General features: G+C 63.4%; 17 protein-coding genes. 9 read left to right on the top strand and 8 right to left on the bottom strand.

Translation table 11 applies throughout. The features are described from left to right. A complete protein-coding gene (gene rraA / locus BGK68_RS17665; protein ID WP_075258159.1) occupies nt 1–492 on the top strand; it encodes a ribonuclease E activity regulator RraA in 492 nt (163 codons plus the stop codon). A 40-nt stretch (nt 493–532) separates the two neighbouring features. Here rraA and BGK68_RS17670 read toward each other — a convergent pair whose 3' ends face one another. Beyond that, a complete protein-coding gene (locus tag BGK68_RS17670) occupies nt 533–2,764 on the bottom strand; it encodes an FUSC family membrane protein (RefSeq protein ID WP_075258160.1) in 2,232 nt (743 codons plus the stop codon). A 411-nt stretch (nt 2,765–3,175) separates the two neighbouring features. Between BGK68_RS17670 and aceA the strand changes: the two genes are divergently transcribed. Then, entirely contained in the window at nt 3,176–4,480 is a 1,305-nt protein-coding gene (gene aceA, locus BGK68_RS17675) for an isocitrate lyase (protein WP_013234096.1), read from the top strand. A gap of 150 nt (nt 4,481–4,630) precedes the next feature. Here aceA and BGK68_RS17680 read toward each other — a convergent pair whose 3' ends face one another. From BGK68_RS17680 to modA, 3 genes are read right to left on the bottom strand one after another with little or no spacing between them, the layout of a single operon-like run. Continuing rightward, nucleotides 4,631–5,299, bottom strand: coding sequence for a sulfate/molybdate ABC transporter ATP-binding protein (locus tag BGK68_RS17680; RefSeq protein ID WP_075258161.1), 669 nt, complete (start codon nt 5,297–5,299; stop codon nt 4,631–4,633). 24 nt (nt 5,300–5,323) lie between these two features. Beyond that, entirely contained in the window at nt 5,324–5,998 is a 675-nt protein-coding gene (gene modB, locus BGK68_RS17685) for a molybdate ABC transporter permease subunit (protein ID WP_075258162.1), read from the bottom strand. Nucleotides 5,999–6,019: 21 nt separating this feature from the next. Then, nucleotides 6,020–6,790, bottom strand: coding sequence for a molybdate ABC transporter substrate-binding protein (modA, locus tag BGK68_RS17690; RefSeq protein ID WP_075258163.1), 771 nt, complete (start codon nt 6,788–6,790; stop codon nt 6,020–6,022). A 146-nt stretch (nt 6,791–6,936) separates the two neighbouring features. Between modA and BGK68_RS17695 the strand changes: the two genes are divergently transcribed. The 4 genes from BGK68_RS17695 to BGK68_RS17710 all read left to right on the top strand — a co-directional run bounded on the left by BGK68_RS17695 (nt 6,937) and on the right by BGK68_RS17710 (nt 11,665). Next, a complete protein-coding gene (locus BGK68_RS17695) occupies nt 6,937–7,308 on the top strand; it encodes a winged helix-turn-helix domain-containing protein (protein WP_075258164.1) in 372 nt (123 codons plus the stop codon). Continuing rightward, nucleotides 7,301–9,037, top strand: a complete 1,737-nt coding sequence (locus BGK68_RS17700; protein ID WP_075258165.1) for a ClcB-like voltage-gated chloride channel protein — start codon at nt 7,301–7,303, stop codon at nt 9,035–9,037. The genes BGK68_RS17695 and BGK68_RS17700 overlap by 8 nt, the downstream gene beginning before the upstream one ends. Nucleotides 9,038–9,278: 241 nt before the next feature. After that, the gene (locus BGK68_RS17705) at nt 9,279–10,166 is read left to right on the top strand and encodes a 23S rRNA (adenine(2030)-N(6))-methyltransferase RlmJ (protein WP_075258166.1); all 888 of its coding nucleotides are present in this window, start codon (nt 9,279–9,281) and stop codon (nt 10,164–10,166) included. 152 nt (nt 10,167–10,318) lie between these two features. Further along, nucleotides 10,319–11,665, top strand: a complete 1,347-nt coding sequence (locus BGK68_RS17710; RefSeq protein WP_075258167.1) for an EAL and HDOD domain-containing protein — start codon at nt 10,319–10,321, stop codon at nt 11,663–11,665. Between the two features lie 81 nt (nt 11,666–11,746). Here the strand turns inward: BGK68_RS17710 and BGK68_RS28050 are convergent, their stop codons facing one another. Both BGK68_RS28050 and BGK68_RS17720 read right to left on the bottom strand, forming a co-directional pair. Continuing rightward, nucleotides 11,747–12,349, bottom strand: coding sequence for a hypothetical protein (locus BGK68_RS28050; protein ID WP_075258168.1), 603 nt, complete (start codon nt 12,347–12,349; stop codon nt 11,747–11,749). A gap of 7 nt (nt 12,350–12,356) precedes the next feature. Then, nucleotides 12,357–13,244 carry a methylglyoxal synthase gene (locus BGK68_RS17720; protein WP_075258169.1) on the bottom strand — a complete coding sequence of 296 codons (888 nt, stop codon included), beginning with the start codon at nt 13,242–13,244 and terminating at the stop codon, nt 12,357–12,359. A gap of 217 nt (nt 13,245–13,461) precedes the next feature. Between BGK68_RS17720 and greB the strand changes: the two genes are divergently transcribed. Next, complete coding sequence (gene greB, locus BGK68_RS17725; RefSeq protein WP_075258170.1) at nt 13,462–14,019, top strand: transcription elongation factor GreB; 558 nt, start codon at nt 13,462–13,464, stop codon at nt 14,017–14,019. Between the two features lie 123 nt (nt 14,020–14,142). Beyond that, nucleotides 14,143–15,483 carry a DUF3422 family protein gene (locus tag BGK68_RS17730; RefSeq protein WP_075258171.1) on the top strand — a complete coding sequence of 447 codons (1,341 nt, stop codon included), beginning with the start codon at nt 14,143–14,145 and terminating at the stop codon, nt 15,481–15,483. Nucleotides 15,484–15,591: 108 nt separating this feature from the next. Here BGK68_RS17730 and BGK68_RS17735 read toward each other — a convergent pair whose 3' ends face one another. Further along, the gene (locus BGK68_RS17735; protein ID WP_075258172.1) at nt 15,592–16,200 is read right to left on the bottom strand and encodes an FMN-dependent NADH-azoreductase; all 609 of its coding nucleotides are present in this window, start codon (nt 16,198–16,200) and stop codon (nt 15,592–15,594) included. 182 nt (nt 16,201–16,382) lie between these two features. Here BGK68_RS17735 and BGK68_RS17740 point away from each other — a divergent pair, with 182 nt between their 5' ends. Beyond that, the gene (locus BGK68_RS17740) at nt 16,383–17,351 is read left to right on the top strand and encodes a LysR family transcriptional regulator (protein WP_075258173.1); all 969 of its coding nucleotides are present in this window, start codon (nt 16,383–16,385) and stop codon (nt 17,349–17,351) included. Between the two features lie 7 nt (nt 17,352–17,358). Here the strand turns inward: BGK68_RS17740 and BGK68_RS17745 are convergent, their stop codons facing one another. Continuing rightward, entirely contained in the window at nt 17,359–18,585 is a 1,227-nt protein-coding gene (locus BGK68_RS17745) for a DUF2252 family protein (protein WP_075258174.1), read from the bottom strand. Between the last annotated feature and the right edge of the window lie 237 nt (nt 18,586–18,822).

Genomic DNA, 18,822 nt, shown 5'->3' on the forward strand with positions numbered 1-18,822 from the left:
ATGACTTTCGCCACCTGCGACCTGTGCGACGCCCATGAAGACAAGTTCGCCGCCGGCACACTGCACGTGTTGCCGCCGATCTTCGCATCCTTCGGCCGCAAGCAGTCCTTCTGCGGCCCGGCCCGCACGCTCAAGGTGTTCGAGGACAATGTACTGGTGCGCGCCACCCTGGAAACGCCAGGCCAGGGCCATGTGCTGGTGGTCGATGGCGGCGGCAGCCTGCGTTGCGCCCTGGTGGGCGGCAACCTGGCGCAACTGGCGCAGGACAATGGCTGGGCCGGCATCCTGGTCAACGGCTGTGTGCGCGATGCGGCGGAACTCAATGCCTGCGAGGTCGGTATCCGCGCCCTGGCCACGCATCCCCAGCGCAGCTTCCGCAAGGGCGCCGGGGATGCGGATATCAAGGTGGGCATTGCCGGCGTGGCGGTCTATCCGGGCGACTGGATCTATGCCGATGTCGATGGCGTGCTGGTCTCGCGCAGCGCGCTCTAAGCCGCCGCTGCGTTCTCCCGGGGCCCGCCTTGTGCGGGCCTCAGTCTTTGCGGGTGCGCAGGATCTGGTCGATGGCCGCGGTCTGCACGACGATTTCCTTGAGATCCTGGTTCAGCAGGCTGGTGCGCCGGCGCAGGTTGTCCCAGCCAGACCAGGCGCTGGCTTCGGCCGGCACGGGTTCGGGCGGCAGTGGGCCGATCAGTTCGATCTTGCCTGACAGCGCCTTGTCTTGCGGCGCTTGCGGCGAGACCGTCACGGCGCCGCCACGCTTTCTCGGTTGGGGCGCCAGCAGGCGCTGGGCTTCGGCCAGGTGTTGGCTGGCTTCCAGGTAGGTTTCTTCGATCAGGCGGCTGACCTGGGCTTGCGGCAGGTTTTCCTGATGCCGGCGCAGCATCAGGCGCAGCGCCGCAATGTGGGCCGCCACCAGGTAATTCTGCACGATGAAGCGGTTCAGCTCGCGCACGGCGCGCTGCTTGGTAGCCGGTTCGTCCATCATCCGCACCAGCGCCGAGATGAGCGCTGCCAAGCTGTCCATGAAACCCTTGCGGCAGACCCGATAGAAGAAGTCGTCCTGCACCTTGCCCTCGAGCATGTCGCGGCTGGCCGTCAGGTAGCGCTGGCTGGACTTGAGTACGTTGCGCAGCAGCTTGGGCAGGTCACGGTATTCCCAGGCCGGCAGCACGTAGGAAAAGACGGTAGCGATGGCCACGCCGATGAGGGTGTCGATGAGGCGCTCGCCGATGACGCCCTGGTGACCGGCCGGCACCAGCAAGTTCAGCAGCATCAGGATCTGCACCGAGGCGGCAATGGCGGTGTAGCGGTACTTGATGTAGGTAAAGGCGGGCGCGGCCACGCTGGCGGCGAACAGCACTGCCAGCTGGCCCAGCGGATTGTGGACGAAGCGCAGGATCAGCATGGTGATCAGGCAGCCGATGACGGTGCCGATGAGGCGGTCGGCCATGCGCTGCTTGGTGGCGCTGAAATTGGGCTTGAGGATGATGACGATGGTCAGCACGATCCAGTAGCCGTGTGCCATGTAGGGCAACTGGTTGGCGATCCACAGGCCCGTGGTCACTGCCAGCGCCACCCGGATGGCGAAACGGAAGATCGGCGACTGCCAGCGCAGGTTCACCAGCAGCATGTTGAACTTGAACTTCTGCTGGGTCAGGAACGGGGTCATGTCCGAGCCCGGCAGGATGGGGATGGGGTCGACCGGGTTCTGCGTGGCCTGGTGGACCTGGCCGATCAGTTCGATGATGTCGCGGATCTTGTTATAGGTCACCCGCAGGATGGTCAGCGCTTCTTCGGAGGCCTGGCGCGGGCCGGGCTGGGCCAGTTCGTGCATTTCGAACTGCACCGCGCGCAGCTCGGCCTTGTAGTTCACGGTGGGCTCGGAAGCCTTGTTGCGGGTGATGGCGTAGGCGATCGATTCGATATCCTGGGCGGCCTTGGTGGCCAGGTCGCGCAGGAACACCATCACGTCGGCGTCGCCGAAGTGCTGGCGCAGGAAGGCGTAGTCGGCATGGGTGGAGAGCACTTGCTCGTAGAGCTCCAGCATGGACAGGTGTACCTGCACCAGCAGACCGTCCTGCTTGGTATAGAGATCACGCAGGATCAGGTCGCGCGAGGCCTGCTGCTTGTCGGCCACCACGATCTGCTGACGCACCAGCTGGTTGAACTGGCCTGCCAGGTCATGCCTGACGTCATAGAAGTCGGCCTTGATGCGCAGATAGCGCGCCAGTTCGAAGAGCGCCTCGGCCAGCACCTGCTGCTTGATGCGCCGGCGCAGGAACCACGATACCGCCATGGAATAGGCCAGGTAGCCCAGCCCGCCGCCCAGGAACAGGGCCGCGTGCAGGAAGGCGTCGGCAATGGGCACCTGGTTTTCCATGGACAGGGTCATCACCATGAGCGCGGCGAACTGCAGCGGCATGGTCTTCTTGCCATAGACCACCATCATGCTGGCAAAGAAGCTCACCACCACCATCATGGCGCTGACCAGCCAGGGAATGGGCGCGCACAGGCTGATGAGCAGCATGACCACGGTACAGAGCAAGACGCCGGCCAGCATCTCGTTGAACTTGTGGCGCAGCGGGCTGGGCAGGTCCATCAGGCTGGTGCAGAGCGCACCGAGGAACACCGTCATCGTGGTGGGCATGTCGGCCACGTTGAACACCAGCAGGGTCAGGCCGACCACCCCGATTGCGATCCGCACTCCTGTATAGAAATAATGACTGAAAAGGAAAGTGCGGATGTCCAGGGCGTAATGCATGAAGACGGTTCGGCGTTGGATCACCGTTAGCTGAGTTAGGCGCTTATTCTCTGCCTTCTTGTGCGTTTAAACAACCCGAGGGGTGCACGCTGGCAGAGTGAGTATGAACGGCGTGACTGCAAGAGGTTTCATATGGACTGATTTTTACGATACGAAATCTTTATTCCGCAATGTGAAAAGTGCCGGTGCGCTGCATCAAAAACCTTTTTCATTCTCTGGATTTTTGTTTCGTATCGCGAAATTGAAGATATAAGTTATTGATTTTATTCGTATAAAAATTTTACAGATATCTTATATAAGACATTGTTGCTCCGCTCCCGCAGGCCTACTATGAAGTCATGGAATCAACGATTTCATCCGGTTTCAAGCCACTTTCAAGCCACTTCATCATTGACCAAAAAGGAGATCCACATGAGCACACGTGAACAGCAAATCCAGGCCCTGGAACGCGACTGGGCAGAGAACCCCCGCTGGAAGGGCATCAAGCGCAACTACAGCGCTGCCGACGTGGTCCGCCTGCGCGGCTCGCTGCAGATCGAGCACACCATCGCCAAGCGCGGCGCCGACAAGCTCTGGAACCTGGTCAACAACGAACCCTTCGTCAACGCCCTGGGCGCGCTGACCGGCAATCAGGCCATGCAGCAGGTCAAGGCTGGCCTGAAGGCGATCTACCTGTCCGGCTGGCAAGTGGCTGGCGACGCCAACCTGGCCGGTGAAATGTATCCCGACCAGTCGCTGTACCCGGCCAACTCGGTGCCGATGGTGGTCAAGCGCATCAACAATACCTTCGCCCGCGCTGACCAGATCCAGTGGTCGGAAGGCAAGGATGACATCGACTTCTTCGCCCCCATCGTGGCCGATGCCGAAGCCGGTTTCGGCGGCGTGCTCAACGCCTTCGAACTGATGAAGTCGATGATCGAAGCCGGCGCCGCTGGCGTGCACTTCGAAGACCAACTGGCGTCAGTGAAGAAGTGTGGCCACATGGGCGGCAAGGTGCTGGTGCCGACCCGCGAAGCCGTCGAGAAGCTCAATGCCGCGCGCCTGGCCGCTGACGTCATGGGCACCAAGACCCTGGTGATTGCCCGTACCGACGCCGAGGCCGCCGATCTGCTGACCTCCGACGTGGATGCCAACGACAAGCCCTTCCTGTCCGGCGAGCGCACTGTCGAAGGCTTCTTCAAGACCCATCCGGGCATCGACCAGGCGATCTCGCGTGGCCTGGCCTATGCCGAGTATGCGGACATGGTCTGGTGCGAAACCGGCAAGCCGGACCTGGCCTTCGCCAAGACCTTCGCCGAAGCCATCCACGCCAAGTTCCCGGGCAAGCTGCTGGCCTACAACTGCTCGCCGTCCTTCAACTGGAAGAAGAACCTGGACGACGCCACCATCGCCAAGTTCCAGCGCGAGCTGGGCGCCATGGGCTACAAGTTCCAGTTCATCACGCTGGCTGGCTTCCATGCGCTGAACTATTCCATGTTCAACCTGGCCCACGGCTATGCCCGCAACCAGATGTCGGCCTTCGTGGAACTGCAGGAAGCCGAATTCGCCGCCGCCACCAAGGGCTTCACGGCGGTCAAGCACCAGCGCGAAGTCGGCACCGGCTACTTCGACGCCGTGACCCAGGCGATCCAGCAGGGCCAGTCCTCGACCACGGCGCTGCACGGTTCGACCGAGGATGAACAGTTCTTCGATGACAAGGCCAAGAAGGCGGCCTGATTGACCTAAGACGCGATGATCCGAGTCTTGAGTGAATGTGTGTGATGTACGCCGGCCCGATTCCTTGCGCGGGCCGGTGGGGTGATCCCCGAACTTGATGCCGTACTCCACAAGAGTGCGGCATTTTTTTTCGTCGGTCGGCGTCAGGCGTCAGCTCTGATGCAGGCGACCGTCGCGCAGTTCGAAGACAGCCTGCCCGAGCGCTTCCACGTCGGCCGGGTCATGGGTGATGAGCAGCATGGGAACCTGCAGGTGTGCCTGCAGTTCGGCCAGTTCAGTGCGCATGCGTTCGCGCAAGCCCAGGTCCAGCGCCGAGAAGGGCTCATCGAGCAAGAGGATGTCAGGCTCGGCCACCAGCGCCCGCGCCAGTGCTACCCGCTGCCGCTGGCCGCCGGAAATCTGGGCAGGGCGACTATGGGCGATGTCGTCCAGCTCGAAGGCGCGCAACCACTTTGCTACTGCCGGATGCAGCGCCGGCCGGCGCAGGTTGAAACACCCGCGCGCCAGGCCAAAGGCGATATTCTGCGCCACCGAGAGGTGCGGGAAGAGGGCGTAGTCCTGGAACAGGTAGGCGACGTTGCGCCCTTGCACCGGCAGGTCGATGTCGGCACTGCTGTCAAAGAGCGTACGGCCATTGAGCCTGATATGGCCGCTGTCGGGCCGCATCAGCCCGGCGATGGCCTTGAGCGTGAGGCTCTTGCCCGCGCCCGAGGGGCCGTAGAGCACGATGCGCTGGCTCGCACTGACCAGGCTGAGGTCAAGCTCGAAGCGGCGATCACCGGCGCGCAGCTGTTTCTGGATCTGGAGGTCGAGGCTCACGGGCAGGTCAATGAGATAGACGATTTAGCGGAGTTGTTGCTGCGCCCGGTCCGGGGTCAGGCGTCCGGCCACCATCAGCAGCACGATACAGGTGATCGAGGTGATCACCACCAGCAGGGTGGCGGAGCGATCGTCACCTGCCTGTACTGCTTCATAGATGGCCACCGACAGGGTCTGCGTGCGTCCCGGCAGGTTGCCCGCCACCATCAGCGTCGCACCGAACTCGCCCAGCGCACGGGCAAAGGCCAGCAGCACGCCCGCCATGATGCCGCGCATGGCCAGCGGCAGGCTGACGCGGAAGAAGACACCGGCCTCCGACACGCCCAACACCCGCGCCGCATCTTCCATCTGGTGATCCACGCTCTCGAAGGCCGCCCGCGCCGCCTTGAGCACCAGCGGAAAGGCCACCACGGTGGAGGCCAGCACCGCGCCTTGCCAGGTGAAGACCAGTTCGATGCCCAAGCGCTCCAGCCATGCGCCCAACGCACCGCGACGGCCGAACAGCACCAGCAGGTAATAGCCCAGCACGGTCGGCGGCAGCACCAGGGGCAAGGTCAGTACCGAATCGATGAAGTCACGCAGCGGCGAGCGCCAGCGCGATAGTCCATAGGCGGCCGCCACGCCCAGTACCAAGTTGAGCAGGGTGGCCAGGCCGGCGACCTTCAGCGACAGCAGCAGCGGTGTCCAGACGGGATGCATGCTTGAGCAGACCGGCGGTGTTCAGGGCTTGAGGAAGCCGTAGCGCGCCAGCACCGCCTGGCCAGCCGGGGAGAGCACGTAGGCCACGAACTGGGCGGCCAGTGCCGGCTGCCTGCTGCCCGACGTGACGGCGATGGGGTAGGTGGCAGGCTGTTCGGAGGGCAGGCGCAGGGCGACCTTGACCTTCTCCGGCATGATGGCTGCATCGGTGGCGAAGACGAAGCCGGCGTCGGCTTCTCCGCGCGCCACATAGTCCAGGCTGGTGCGCACGTTCTCGGCCATGACTCCCTTGGCCTGCACCTGGGACCACAGGCCGGCCTGTTCCAGCGCCGTCCTGGTATAGCGTCCGAAGGGAACCGAGGCCGGATTGCCCAGCGCGATGCGCTTGTAGTCGGGCTGGGTCAGGTCGGCCAGCGATGTCGGCGCAAGGCGCGAGCCTTGCGGCACGATGAGCACGATCTGGTTGGCGGCGAAGTTCTTGCGGGTGGCCGGATCGACGGCTTGTTCGGCCACCGCCTTGTCCATGGCGGTCTGGTCGGCCGAGGCGAACACATCGGCCGGCGCGCCGCGCACGATCTGCCGCATCAGGATGTCGGAGGCGCCGAAGTTGCTTACCACCTTCACGCCGGGGTGCTGCTGTTCGAAGGACTGGGCCAGCTCCTTGAAGGCATTGGTGAGGCTGGCCGCCGCCGAGACCACCAGATCGGTGGCCTGGGCGGCGCCAGCGGCCAGCATCAGGGCAGCGGCACAGGCTGCGCCAAGCGCGTTTTTGAGGCGGGAATTATTTGGCATCAGGCGTCCTGGAAAGGGAAGGCAAAGCAGGAAAAGCGCGGGGCGGCGTGTAGTGGTGTGTGGCGAAATATACGCAAGGATATAACGAACGTCAATTCTAAGCGCCGCCCTGGCCGCTACCGGGCCGCCCTTGTACAATCACGCGCATGAATGATTCCAAGACCTTACGCGTGCGTGTGATGCAGGGCGAGACCATCGCCTTCGGCCCCGGCAAGGCCGATCTCTTGGAGGCCATCGGCCGGACCGGATCGATTTCCGGCGCGGCGCGCGAGATGGAGATGTCGTATCGGCGCGCCTGGCTGCTGGTCGAGGAGATGAACCGCTGTTTCGCCAGCCCGCTGGTGACGACCGCCACCGGCGGCTCGCGCGGGGGCGGTGCGGCGGTCACGGCGCTGGGCCAGGAGGTGTTGACGCGCTATCGGCGCATGCAGAAGAAGGCGGCCGCCAGCATCGCTGCCGACCTGCGGCACCTGCATATGCTGATGAACGCCACGCAGCCGGACGACGGCGATGCGTGAGTTCTGGATCAAATATCGGCTGCGGCTGCTCAACGCCTGCCGCGTCTCGGAAAGCCATTCCATGCTGTTGTGGGGCGCGCTGGCCGGCTTTGTCGGCGCCCTGGCCACGATCGCCTTCCGCGAATGCATCGCGCTCTTGCAGATCTGGATGACGGGCCACGACGGCAGCTTCGTCGATATCGCCAAGGGCCTGCCGTGGTATACCCGCGTGCTCCTGCCGACCTGCGGCGGTGTGGTGGCCGGGCTGTTCCTGGTCTGGGCCAAGCGCACCCCGGCCGGCAATGGCGGCGATTACATGGAAGCGGTGGCCATCGGCGATGGCGCCATTCCGGTGCGCAATACCCTCTTGCGCAGCATCTCTTCGCTGGCCTCGATTGCTTCGGGCGGCTCCATCGGGCGCGAAGGTCCGATGGTGCAACTCTCGGCGCTGTGCGCCTCGCTGGTGGGCAAGTTCTCGCATTTTCCTTCTTCCCGCCTGCGCCTCTTGGTGGCCTGTGGTGCGGCCGCCGGCATTACCTCTGCCTACAACGCGCCTATCGCCGGGGCCTTTTTCATCACCGAGATCGTCCTGGGTTCGCTGGTGATGGAAAGCTTCGGCCCCGTGGTGGTGGCATCGGTGGTGGCCAATATCACCATGCGCGAGCTGCCGGGTTATCGCGCGGCCTACGAGATGCCGTATTTCCCCGAGATCGGTGGCTGGGAAGTGCTGCTCTTCCTCGTGCTGGGCGTGCTGGCCGGTGTGCTGGCGCCGCAGTTCCTGCGCGTGCTGGAACTGGGCAAGCACGGCTTTGGCAAGCTGCGCCTGCCGCTGCCGGTGCGCCTGGGCGTGGGCGGCCTGCTGGTCGGCCTGATCTCGGTGCAGGTGCCCGAGGTCTGGGGCAATGGCTACAGCCTGGTCAATTCGCTGCTGCATACCAGTTGGGTCTGGCAGGCGCTGCTGATGGTGCTGGTGGTGAAGGTGCTGGCGACCTCCATCACCGTAGGCTCGGGGGCAGTGGGCGGTATCTTCACTCCGACGCTGTTCGTCGGCGCGGCAGCGGGATATCTGTTCGGCGATGCCGCCCAGGCCGTGCTGCCGGTGCACATCTCGCAACCCTTTGCCTATGCCATGGTGGGCATGGGCGCCTTCCTGGCGGCAGCCTCCTATGCGCCCTTGATGGCCATCCTGATGATCTTCGAGATGACCCTGAGCTACCAGGTGGTGCTGCCCCTGATGCTGTCCTGCGTGGTCGCCTATGTGGTGGCGCGCAGCGTGGACGGGCGCTCCATGTACGAGATCACCTTGAAGCGCCACCGCGACAACGAAGAGCGCCTGCGCTTGCGCGGCACCCACATGAGCGAGCTGATCCGGCCCGCCGAGACGGTCTTGCATGAAGAGGCTAGCCTGGAAGAGATCAGTGCGCTGTTCCTCAAGTATCCGGTCAAGTATGTCTACATCGTGGACGGGCGCCAGCGTTATCTGGGGGTGGTGGCGCTGCAGGACATCACTTCCTGGCTGCTGGACAAGAAGGAAGCGGCAGGGCGGGTGGCTCGCGATTTCCTGCGGCCGCATTTCCTGCACGAGGTGACGCCGGACATGTCCCTGGGCGAAGCGCTGCAATTGTTCCTCGACCATCAGGGTGAACGTCTGCCAGTGATTGCCAGTGCGGACGATCCTCAGCTGCTGGGAGTGGTGTTCAAGACCTCGCTGCTGGATGCCTACTTCCGTCTGGATCGCGCGGGGAACTGAAAGTCGAGCTGGGCGACATCATCGGGCTCGCATCTGGGGATGACCCGTGAACGCGATGCAAGCCGCGCCCATGGGGCGCACAGCGCTGTATCTTTGTAACAATGGCGGATTAGTCCGACAACTGCTCATGTATCCTTGTTACAATGTCACACGTCATGATCTCTTCGATGCTGAGCGTTCGCACTGTTGTCGATTTGTCCAGTCATCCTATTTCCAACCCCATCCTAGAAGTGAATTTTCCATGCTGAGTTATCGCCACGCTTTTCATGCCGGCAATCATGCCGATGTCCTGAAGCATATGGTGATCATCCAGTTGATGCGCTATCTCGGGCAGAAAGACACTGCCTACATGGTCATCGACACCCATGCCGGCGCGGGCGTCTATGCGCTCGATGGGGACTACGCCAGCAAGAACGCCGAATACGATACCGGCATCGCCAAGCTGTGGGACCGCAAGGACCTGCCGCCGGCCCTGAAGGAATACGTGGACCTGGTCAGGTCGCTCAATCCCAGCGGCAAGATGCGTTATTACCCCGGCTCGCCCTACTGTGCCGAAAAGGTCATGCGCGAGCAGGATCGCCTGCGGCTGTTCGAACTGCATCCTACCGAAGTGAAGGTGCTGGAAGAAAACTTCCGCAAGCTCGAAGCCCACGCGGCGGCCCAGGGCCAGCGCCCGTCTGCGCGCGGCAAGCGGGTGATGGTCTATCGCGGCGATGGCTTCCAGGGACTCAAGGCGCTGCTGCCGCCGCCGTCGCGTCGGGCGCTGGTGCTGATCGATCCGCCTTACGAAGACAAGCGCGACTATACCCATGTCGCCCAGGTGCTGGCCGATGCGCTCACGCGCTTTCCGACTGGCATGTACGCAGTGTGGTATCCCGCCCTGCAGCGCAATGAATCGCGCCAGTTGCCCGAGCGTCTCAAGCGCCTGGGCGCCAAGAGCTGGCTCAATGTCTCGCTGGCCATCCATGGCCCGGCCCCGGATGGATTCGGACTGCACAATAGCGGCATGTTCGTCCTCAATCCGCCGTGGACGCTGGAGCCGATGCTGCGCGAGCTGATGCCTTACCTGGTCGATGTGCTGGGGGTGGATGACAGCGCCGAATTCGTCCTCGAATCGGGTGAGACGTAATGGAAAATAACGCCTCCGTTGTGATTATTTGTGAATTTTTTGAGTCCGGCCGCTGTCGTTTCTTGGCAAAGTCATGCCAAGTCGGCATACAATAGCGCGCTTTCCTTGAGGCAACATTTAACGCAACGCTTGAGGTAGCCAAAACAACAACCATGTCTGATCAGTCATCCGACCAATCCACCTCGACTCATCAAGCGCTCGATTTCTACCTGGCGCGCCAGCCCATTCTCAGCCGTGAGCAGCACCTGATCGGCTACGAACTGCTGTTTCGCAGCGCCGCGTTCGGGCCGGCCAATGTGAAGGATGACGTGACGGCCACCGCCGCCGTCATTGCCCACGCCTCCGAATTGGGCTTGTCCAACGTGATCGGCAATCTGCAGGGCTTCATCAATGTCGATGCGGCCGTGCTGATGAGCGATTTCATCTATTTCCTGCCCAACGACAAGGTGGTGCTGGAAATCCTGGAAACCGTACGCGTCACGCCCGAGCTGGTGGCGCGCGTGCGCGAGCTGGTCAAGGCAGGTTACGTATTCGCGCTCGATGATGTGGTGGCCGAGTCGCAGGAGATCGAAGAGCTGCTGCCGCTGGTGAAGATCATCAAGATCGACGTGATGGAAGTCGATCCCAGCAAGCTGCTCAAGCTGTCGGTGCATTTCAAGCGCGCACAGAAGGAATTGCTGGCCGAGAAGGTGGAGACCCTGCAGCAGTTCAATGACTGCGTCACCTTCGGTTTCGACTATTTCCAGGGCTATTACTTCGCCAGGCCGATGATCCTCCAGGGCAAGAAGCTGGAGGCTTCGAAGATGGTCATCATGCACCTGCTTACTCTGCTGGTGCGCAATGTGGACAATGGCGAAATCGTGCGCTTCATCAAGCGCGACGTGGCGCTGAGCCTGACCCTGCTGCGCCTGGTCAATACCCCGGTCTACGGTTTCCAGAAGTTCATCGATTCGCTGGGCCAGGCGCTGATCGTGCTGGGCCGGCGTCAGTTGAAGCGCTGGCTGCAGATCCTGCTGTTTGCCAATACCGACAAGGAGCAGGCGCATACGATGTCGCCCTTGATGATCCTGGCGGCCACGCGCGGCAAGATGCTGGAGCTGATCACCACCAGGATCCGGCCGGGTCGCCGCAAGATGTCGGAGATGGCCTTCACGGTGGGCATCATGTCGCTGGTCGATGCGCTCTTCGGGATGAGCATGGAAACGGTGCTGCGCCAGATCACCGTGAGCACCGAGATCCGCGAGGCGCTGCTGCGCCGCACCGGCTTCTACGGCGTGGCCTTGCGGCTGGTCGAGTGTACCGAGCAGCGCGATCAGGACCAGGCCGAGATGCAGCGCCTGCTCGATGAACTGCAGCTATCGGCGGATGACTTCTTCGAAGCCGAGAAACATGCCTTTGAGTGGGGCAACAGCATCTCCAACAACAACATCGGCGCGCAGGCGAACATGCATATGTCGCCGCCGCCCGAAGGCTTCATCGACGATGATGACGACGACTGACGTCGCCGTCCCTGCCGATTGCCCATGAAAAAGGCTGCCGTCAAAGGCAGCCTTTTTCATGGGCGCGCAGGTTCCAGGTCGTCAACGCCTGCGCATACGCGCCACCAGCCGCCGCACCAGCCGCAGCATGCGCGCCAATGGCGAAGAGGGCGTGGCCGCCAGGCGCAAGCGCAGTCTCAGCATGCCTTCGCGCAGCGACTGCCGCAGCCGTTGCAACTGCCGCCAGCCCGCGCTGGCATGCAGTTGCGCCAACAGGCGGGCCTTGATTTCCATCAGCTTGTCGTGATAGCGCTGGAACCAGGCCAGCGACAGCAGGCTACGCCGGGTCAGCGCATAGATGCGCGCCACCAGTGCGGTGCCCAGCACCTTGGCGGTAAGCACGATGCATAGCCCCAGCGTGGGATGGCCGTGGGTGATCGACAGCAGGGCCAGGATCTTCACCGGCAACAGCAGCAGGGTGGGGGCCAGGAAGATCAGCAGCGCCGCATAGGGCGAGAGCCGCTCCACCCAGCGTTGCAGCCGCACCAGCAAGGGCCAGTCGGGAATGCGCGCCAGCACGGCCTGGCTGGCGTCCCAGAGCCATTCTTCCAGCATCAGCAGAAGGGCCGCCGTGTAGATCAGCGGCGCCAGCAGGCGGCGACGCCAGTGGCGCGGACGGCGCGGGGCAGGGGAAGATGAAGTCATCCGGGCGTCACTGGGCGCGCTGACCGATCAGCGTGAGCCAGCGATCGCCCCATTTGACATCGCTCATGCAGGAAGCGTAAGCCGTGACCGTGCGGGCAGCGCGTTCCAGCAGCTGGATGTCGGCTTCATGCTGGCGCGCCACGTGCGGGTCTTCCAGGAACAGCACACGGCGGCACTGCTGGTCCAGGATCAGTTCGGCAATCTGGGCGTCGCCACCCAAGGGGCCGGAGAGGAAGGGCTTGACCCAATGGCGACCAGCCTCGCCCTTGATCTTCATGGCCAACTGGTTGAGCAGGCCGCCGGTGGTGCCGGTGGCGCAGCGGAAGGCGAACTGGTCCAGCACGGCGAAGTGTTTTTCGGCCAGCTCCAGCATGCGTGACTTCATGGCGTCGTGGGCGATCAGGGCGATGCCTTCCTGGCCTAGCTGGAAACGGTCGTCTAGCGATGTATCGGGTGCCGCGCCATTGGCCAGGGCTTCCAGTTCGAACCACTCCTGGGCGCCGGCCAGGGTGGACAGGAAGGGCTTGCCGTGGATGACGCACTGGCGCTTGAGCGCCACCGCTTCCGGGAAGGTCGAGGAGGGATCGACCGGATCGATCAGGTAGATCACCGCATCCAGGGTGCGCTCGGGATCTTCGTCCACGGTGCGCGAGACCAGCTTCATTAGCCCGCCGTGCCGGCCATAGGGGAAGCGCACCAGATGCTCATAGCCCGGCAGCAAGTTCATCTGGCCGATGGCGTCGAGCGTGCGGCCGACCACGATCAGTTCAGGTTGCAGGCTTTCGATGCGATGCCGCGAGCCGGTCAGCAGCTGGACCAGGGCGGAATCGGGCGCGTCCTGGTGGGCGCGGTTGGCGATGAGACCGATGCGATAGCGGGGAGCGAGGGAAGACATGGGCGTGTCGTGGGTGCGTGGATTGTGATCAAGCCTGCGCGCAGGCGGGAAAGCAGATTATCGCCGAGTGCGCGGCAAAGGGCGAGCCTTGATCGCCAGCACAGCCGCGCCGCCATTAATCGGCGCAACTGTACCGTTGCAGCGCCCTGCATGCGGCTACAATAGGGCGACCACGCAACAGGCCGCACGGCGGCCAGCACACCGGACCGTATCCAGCATGAACAAGGCTTTTGTCAAAGAATCCGACGGCGACGATGACGATGAGGACATCGCGCTGCCCTCCATCCCCGCCGGCAGCAAGAACTACATGACCCCGCAGGGCCACCAGCGCATCAAGGATGAACTCTTGCACCTGATCGATGAAGAGCGTCCGGAAGTGGTGCGGGTGGTGTCCTGGGCTGCCTCCAATGGCGATCGTTCCGAGAACGGCGATTATCTCTACGGCAAGAAGCGCCTGCGCGAGATCGACCGGCGCATCCGCTTCCTGACCAAGCGTCTGGACAATGCGGAGGTGGTCGATCCTTCGGTGCATCACGGCAGCGACCAGATCTTTTTCGGTGCGACCGTCACCTATGAGAACCAGCGCGGCGAAGAGCATACCGTGACCATCGTCGGCATCGATGAGCTCGATCCGCTCAAGGGCCGCATCAGCTGGATTTCACCGGTGGCGCGGGCGCTGACCAAGGCGCGCGAGGGCGATGAAGTCGTGCTGCAGACGCCGGCCGGGCTGGAACAGCTGACCATTCTTGAAGTGAGCTATCCAGCGCCGCAGTAGGCCTCTGCTTTTTTACCGGGGCCGGCATGCATTTCGCATGCGGGCCTGTGATGGACGCCGGCACCGCCAAGAGTGCTGCGTCCCGGTGCAAGACCGTATTCCCATCATCCACGAGAAAGTCCCATGTCCATCGTTTTTGCCAGCCTGAACCATCCGCAGCGCGTCGTCCTGGCGGCTGAGGTGCATTCGCGCCCCTTCCTCCAGCTCACACGCTCGGAGACGCTCACGCACCTGGCCGTCTATGTCCGCGAAGATGGCAACGGCAGCCGCCATGCCAGCGCCCAGCACGCCTTGCTGGACGACCTGTGCGCTCATTTCGGCGTGGTAGCGCCGGGTGGCGAGGCCAAGCACTTCTATCACGACTTCGGCCGCTTCCGCCTGAAGTGGGAGTGCCATACCGAGTTCGCCACCTACACCTTCGCCCAGGCGCATGAGGAAGCCATCTCGACGGCCGATGCCTTTGCCCGCGCGCCGCTGGCGCATATTCCGCAGCAATGGCTGCTCTCGCTCAAGGGCAAGCTGATGGTGGCCGCGCACGTGGTGGTGGAGCCCGGCGACGATGATCCGGCTGGCACGGCGCGCCAGATGCAGCGCATCTTCGAAGGCAAGCTGATGAGTTCGAGCAAGGTCTTGCAGGGCGGCGAGATCTGGACTGATTTCAAGATCCAGTCGGACGGTTTCTCGCGCTTCATCGTGCGCGACATCGGCTTGCGTGAACTGCAGGGCGGCCGGCTGGCGCAGCGTATCCTGGAGATCGAGACCTATCGCATGATGGCGCTGCTGGGCCTGCCCCATGCGCAGCAATCCGGCCCGCTGCTCAATGAGATCGAAGGCGATCTGGCAGCGCTGACGGCCGCCATGGTGCAGTCCGAGCAATCCACCGGCGGCACCCCGGAAGAGCAGGCCGAGGACGAGCGGGTGCTGCGCAAGATCACCGGGCTGGCGGCCCGCATCGAGAAGCTGTCACTGGAGAACAGTTACCGTTTCTCGGCCTCGCAAGCCTATTTCCGGTTGGTGCAGGCGCGTATCGAGGAGTTGCGCGAGCAGCGCATCGAGGGCGTGCCGACCATCGGCGAGTTCATGGAACGCCGCCTGGCCCCGGCCATGAACACCTGCCAGGCCATCGCCCGGCGCCAGGAAGCACTGGCCGAGCGCATCGCCCATACCAACGACCTGCTGCGCACCCGCATCGGCATCGTGCAGGAGCAGCAGAACCGCCAGATCCTGGAATCGATGAACGCCCGCGCGGCCCAGCAGCTCAAGCTGCAGCAGGCGGTGGAGGGCTTGTCGGTGGCGGCCATCTCCTACTACGTGATCGGGTTGATCGGCTATGCCGGCAAGGCCGCCAAGGCGGCGGGCCTGCCCATCAATCCCGACCTGGCCACCGGCCTGGTGGTGCCAGTGGTGGCGGCCTGTGTGTGGCTGGGCCTGCGCCGCATGCACAAGGGGCTGGGCAATCACTGATCCGTCATCCGTCATCCTTGAAGCACAACGGGGTGCGCCGCTGCTGCCGGCGCACCCCGTCATGGTTGAAGCTTGATGCTTGATGTTGAATGCTTGACGCCGCCGTGATCAGACGCTGGCGTTGATCTTGGCTTCGGCGCTGGCCACGGCCTGCTTGGCGGCTTCCTCACCCATGGACACGCCTTCGGCCACCACCAGTTCGACATCGGTGATGCCGATGAAGCCCAGTGCACCCTTGAGGTACTTGCCATGGAAGTCCAGCGCTTCCATCGGACCTTCGGAATACTTGCCGCCGCGCGAGAGGATGATGACGGCCTTCTTGCCCTTGACCAGGCCGACCGGACCGTTTTCGTTGTAGCTGAAGGTGCGGCCGGCGCGGAAGACGTGGTCGATCCAGGCTTTCAGGGTGGAGGGCGGCGCGAAGTTGTACATCGGCACGCCGATGACGATGGTGTCGGCGGCCAGCAATTCGTCCACCAGGGCGTCGGATTGCTTGATCACTTCAGCCTGCTCGGCGCTGCGGGCATCAGCCGGGGTGAAGTAGGCACCCAGCAGCGATTCGCTCAGGTGCGGCAGGGCGTTGGCGGCGAGGTCGCGATGCACCACCTTGCCACCCGGGTTCTTGGCTTGCCACTGGCTGACGAAGGAAGCGGTCAGCTGGCGCGAGATGGAACCGCCGCTGCGGGCGCTGGAGTCGATATGCAGGAGGGTGCTCATGGTGATCCTTTCAATTGTTCGAGAGGCAGCGTGCTCATTGCTCATCAGCTTTGGGAGGTGAAATCTGAAGCGCTGAGAACGTCTGCATTGATGCGAACAATACCTAGTTTTCATTTCTTCCAATAGATGCGAGAATCGCATTTCACCAGTCCATTTTTGGAAGTAATTGGAAAAATCGACCCATGCTTGACCTCAACGATATCTGGCTTTTCGTTCATGTGGTGCGCGCCGGCAGCTTTGCCGCGGCGGGGCGCAGGCTGTCGATGCCGCCCAATACCATCAGCCGCCGCCTGCAGGCGCTGGAGGCGGCCATGGGCGTGCGGCTGCTGCAACGCTCCACGCGGCAGCTCAACATGACGGCGGCGGGGCGGGAATTCTTCGAGCGCTGCGCCCCGGGCCTGGAGGACATCGAACACGCCAGCGCCAGCCTCACCGAAAGCCAGGGCGAGCCCGCCGGCAGTCTGCGGGTGGCCGCGCCGGTGGACTTTTTCGACAATTTCTCCATCGAGTGGATGCATGAATTCATGCATCTCTATCCCAAGGTGCAGCTGGAGTTCGTGCTCAATGACGGGCGCGCCGACCTGATCGCCGAAGGTATTGACCTGGCCTTCCGTGGCGGGGTGCTGCCCGACTCCAGCCTGGTGGCAAGAAAGCTGGTGCAGAGCCATATGGCCCTCATCGCCAGTCCGCGCTACCTGGAGCACAGAGGTACGCCCCAGGCCCTGGCTGACCTGGTGGGCCATGCCTGCCTGGCGACGTCGCAGGCACCGCAGCATACGGTGTGGAAACTGGAAGGGCCGCACGGTCCGGAAAACGTGCGGGTGGTACCGCGCCTGTGCATCAACACCGCACAAGGGCAGCTGCGTGCGGCGCGGGCGGGGTTGGGCATTGCGCTGCTGCCGACCATGCTGGCCTCCGAAGACCTGCGCAATGGCAGCCTGGTCAATATCCTTCCGGATTACCAGCGCGACACCATGGGCTTCTATGCCGTGTACGTGCACCGGCGCCAATTGCCCAGTGCGGTCAGTGCGCTCATCGAATTCTTCGCCGACAAGCTCGAGCGCGGCATTGCCGACAAGGGCGCGCAGGCTTGCCAGGCGCATCTGGAGCGCGAGGCCGCTGCACTCTCGCTGCCGCAGAAAGCGGCCTGAGTCCGCCTTAGAACTCCACGGCCTGCTCGCCCAGGGCGTAGCGGCGGCAATGTTCCAGATAGGCGCGCTCATGGTTGGCCACCAGGTCGACCACGCTGCGCCACAGCCAGGACGGCACTTCCAGCGTCTTCGACCGTTGCCGTGCCAGTTCGGTGTACCACGCGCGGCAGGTCGCTTCATCCATCTGGCGGGCATGCGCCTGGCCGACAACGCGGGCCAGGTAGCGGGCGGCGCGCAGGGCTTCTTCCTGGCTCACGTGATCGATCTCCAGCTTCAGGTCCTGCGGCAGCAGTTCGCGCACAAATACGGGACGCTCCAGCAGCCGTGTGGCCAGCATGCGTGAACCCAGGTGCGGCGCAAGACGGCGGGCACCGGTGACGACGCGTTCGGCGTTGTCGCGCGGCATGCCGGCATCGCGGTAGCGGGGCGCAGCGGCGGTGACGGCTTCCTTGATATCGAAGAGGCACAGGTCGCTGCTTTCGCTGGCCTGTTCGTTCACATCCAGCAGCACGGCAAAGCGCAGCAGGCCCAGCGAGCTGCATCCCTTCATCCAGTAGGCGGTATCGAGCATCTTGATGGCGGCGTCGTCCTGGCGATGCCGCAAGGCGGTGAGCAAGGCACGCGCCGGGGCCGACTGCACCAGCGCGGTGATTTCTTTTCTTTCCTCTCGCGAGGCCGACCAGAAGCGCTTGCCCAGCGGGATATGCACGGTCTTGCCTTGCATGCGTTCATGCGCCAGTTCCTTCCAGGTGCGGCGATGGGCGGTCTTCAGGGCCACGCGCACGGATTGCGGTTTCTTGCCCAGGCGCAGGTCGTCACCGGGGCGGAAGGCAGATTCATATCCCTCCACCAGCACCTCCATCATCTTGGCCGTGATCACGCCCGGCAGGTCCGAACTGCGCGCGGCCATGGCCAGCGAAAGCGCCAGCCGGATCAGGTCGTGTGAGGGGTTGCCGATGACGGTCTGGTCGAAGTCACGGATCTGGATGTCGATCTTGCCCTCGGCATTGGCCACCGGTCCCAGGTTGCCGATGTGGCAGTCGCCGCAGATCCAGATGGCCGGGCCTTCGGGCAGGCTGCTGGCCTGGGTTTCATTGAGCCAGTTGTAGAAGCGCAGGGTGCTGCCGCGCACGTAGGCGTGGGCGGAGCGGGCCATTTTGAGGTTTTGGGCGGTTTTCAGGATGTCCTGGCGTGCGGAGGGACGAGGGGTCCTCGTGATCAGTTTTTTGGGCATGGCGATTTATATTATTTATATTCATTTTATTGTGGGCCGATGAAGCCCGAGCTTCAGTTTCCTCGCCTCTTCGCCGCTTGCCTATCAGAGAAGCGAGACTTGCCTTGTCAGACTCCCAGCCATGCGCTGCCCGCAACACGGATCCCAGAATCGGGATAGGGGCAGCCAGAACCTGGCCGATCCCCTCCCACACCACCCGGCGTGCGGGTCCGCACCGGGCGGTTCGAGTCGTTGAGG

Origin of the sequence: Herbaspirillum camelliae (assembly GCF_001929405.1) — a bacterium.
Classification (GTDB): domain Bacteria; phylum Pseudomonadota; class Gammaproteobacteria; order Burkholderiales; family Burkholderiaceae_D; genus Herbaspirillum; species Herbaspirillum seropedicae.

Bases quoted from the DNA above. Each gene is read 5' to 3' on its own strand.
- BGK68_RS17720 (WP_075258169.1), bottom strand. From the start codon at position 13,244: ATGTCTTCCCTCGCTCCCCGCTATCGCATCGGTCTCATCGCCAACCGC.
- BGK68_RS17745 (WP_075258174.1), bottom strand. From the start codon at position 18,585: ATGCCCAAAAAACTGATCACGAGGACCCCTCGTCCCTCCGCACGCCAG.
- BGK68_RS28050 (WP_075258168.1), bottom strand. From the start codon at position 12,349: ATGACTTCATCTTCCCCTGCCCCGCGCCGTCCGCGCCACTGGCGTCGC.
- BGK68_RS17700 (WP_075258165.1), top strand. From the start codon at position 7,301: ATGCGTGAGTTCTGGATCAAATATCGGCTGCGGCTGCTCAACGCCTGC.
- BGK68_RS17730 (WP_075258171.1), top strand. From the start codon at position 14,143: ATGTCCATCGTTTTTGCCAGCCTGAACCATCCGCAGCGCGTCGTCCTG.
- BGK68_RS17695 (WP_075258164.1), top strand. From the start codon at position 6,937: ATGAATGATTCCAAGACCTTACGCGTGCGTGTGATGCAGGGCGAGACC.
- BGK68_RS17705 (WP_075258166.1), top strand. From the start codon at position 9,279: ATGCTGAGTTATCGCCACGCTTTTCATGCCGGCAATCATGCCGATGTC.
- rraA (WP_075258159.1), top strand. From the start codon at position 1: ATGACTTTCGCCACCTGCGACCTGTGCGACGCCCATGAAGACAAGTTC.
- BGK68_RS17670 (WP_075258160.1), bottom strand. From the start codon at position 2,764: ATGCATTACGCCCTGGACATCCGCACTTTCCTTTTCAGTCATTATTTC.
- modB (WP_075258162.1), bottom strand. From the start codon at position 5,998: ATGCATCCCGTCTGGACACCGCTGCTGCTGTCGCTGAAGGTCGCCGGC.
- BGK68_RS17735 (WP_075258172.1), bottom strand. From the start codon at position 16,200: ATGAGCACCCTCCTGCATATCGACTCCAGCGCCCGCAGCGGCGGTTCC.
- BGK68_RS17710 (WP_075258167.1), top strand. From the start codon at position 10,319: ATGTCTGATCAGTCATCCGACCAATCCACCTCGACTCATCAAGCGCTC.
- BGK68_RS17740 (WP_075258173.1), top strand. From the start codon at position 16,383: ATGCTTGACCTCAACGATATCTGGCTTTTCGTTCATGTGGTGCGCGCC.
- modA (WP_075258163.1), bottom strand. From the start codon at position 6,790: ATGCCAAATAATTCCCGCCTCAAAAACGCGCTTGGCGCAGCCTGTGCC.
- aceA (WP_013234096.1), top strand. From the start codon at position 3,176: ATGAGCACACGTGAACAGCAAATCCAGGCCCTGGAACGCGACTGGGCA.
- greB (WP_075258170.1), top strand. From the start codon at position 13,462: ATGAACAAGGCTTTTGTCAAAGAATCCGACGGCGACGATGACGATGAG.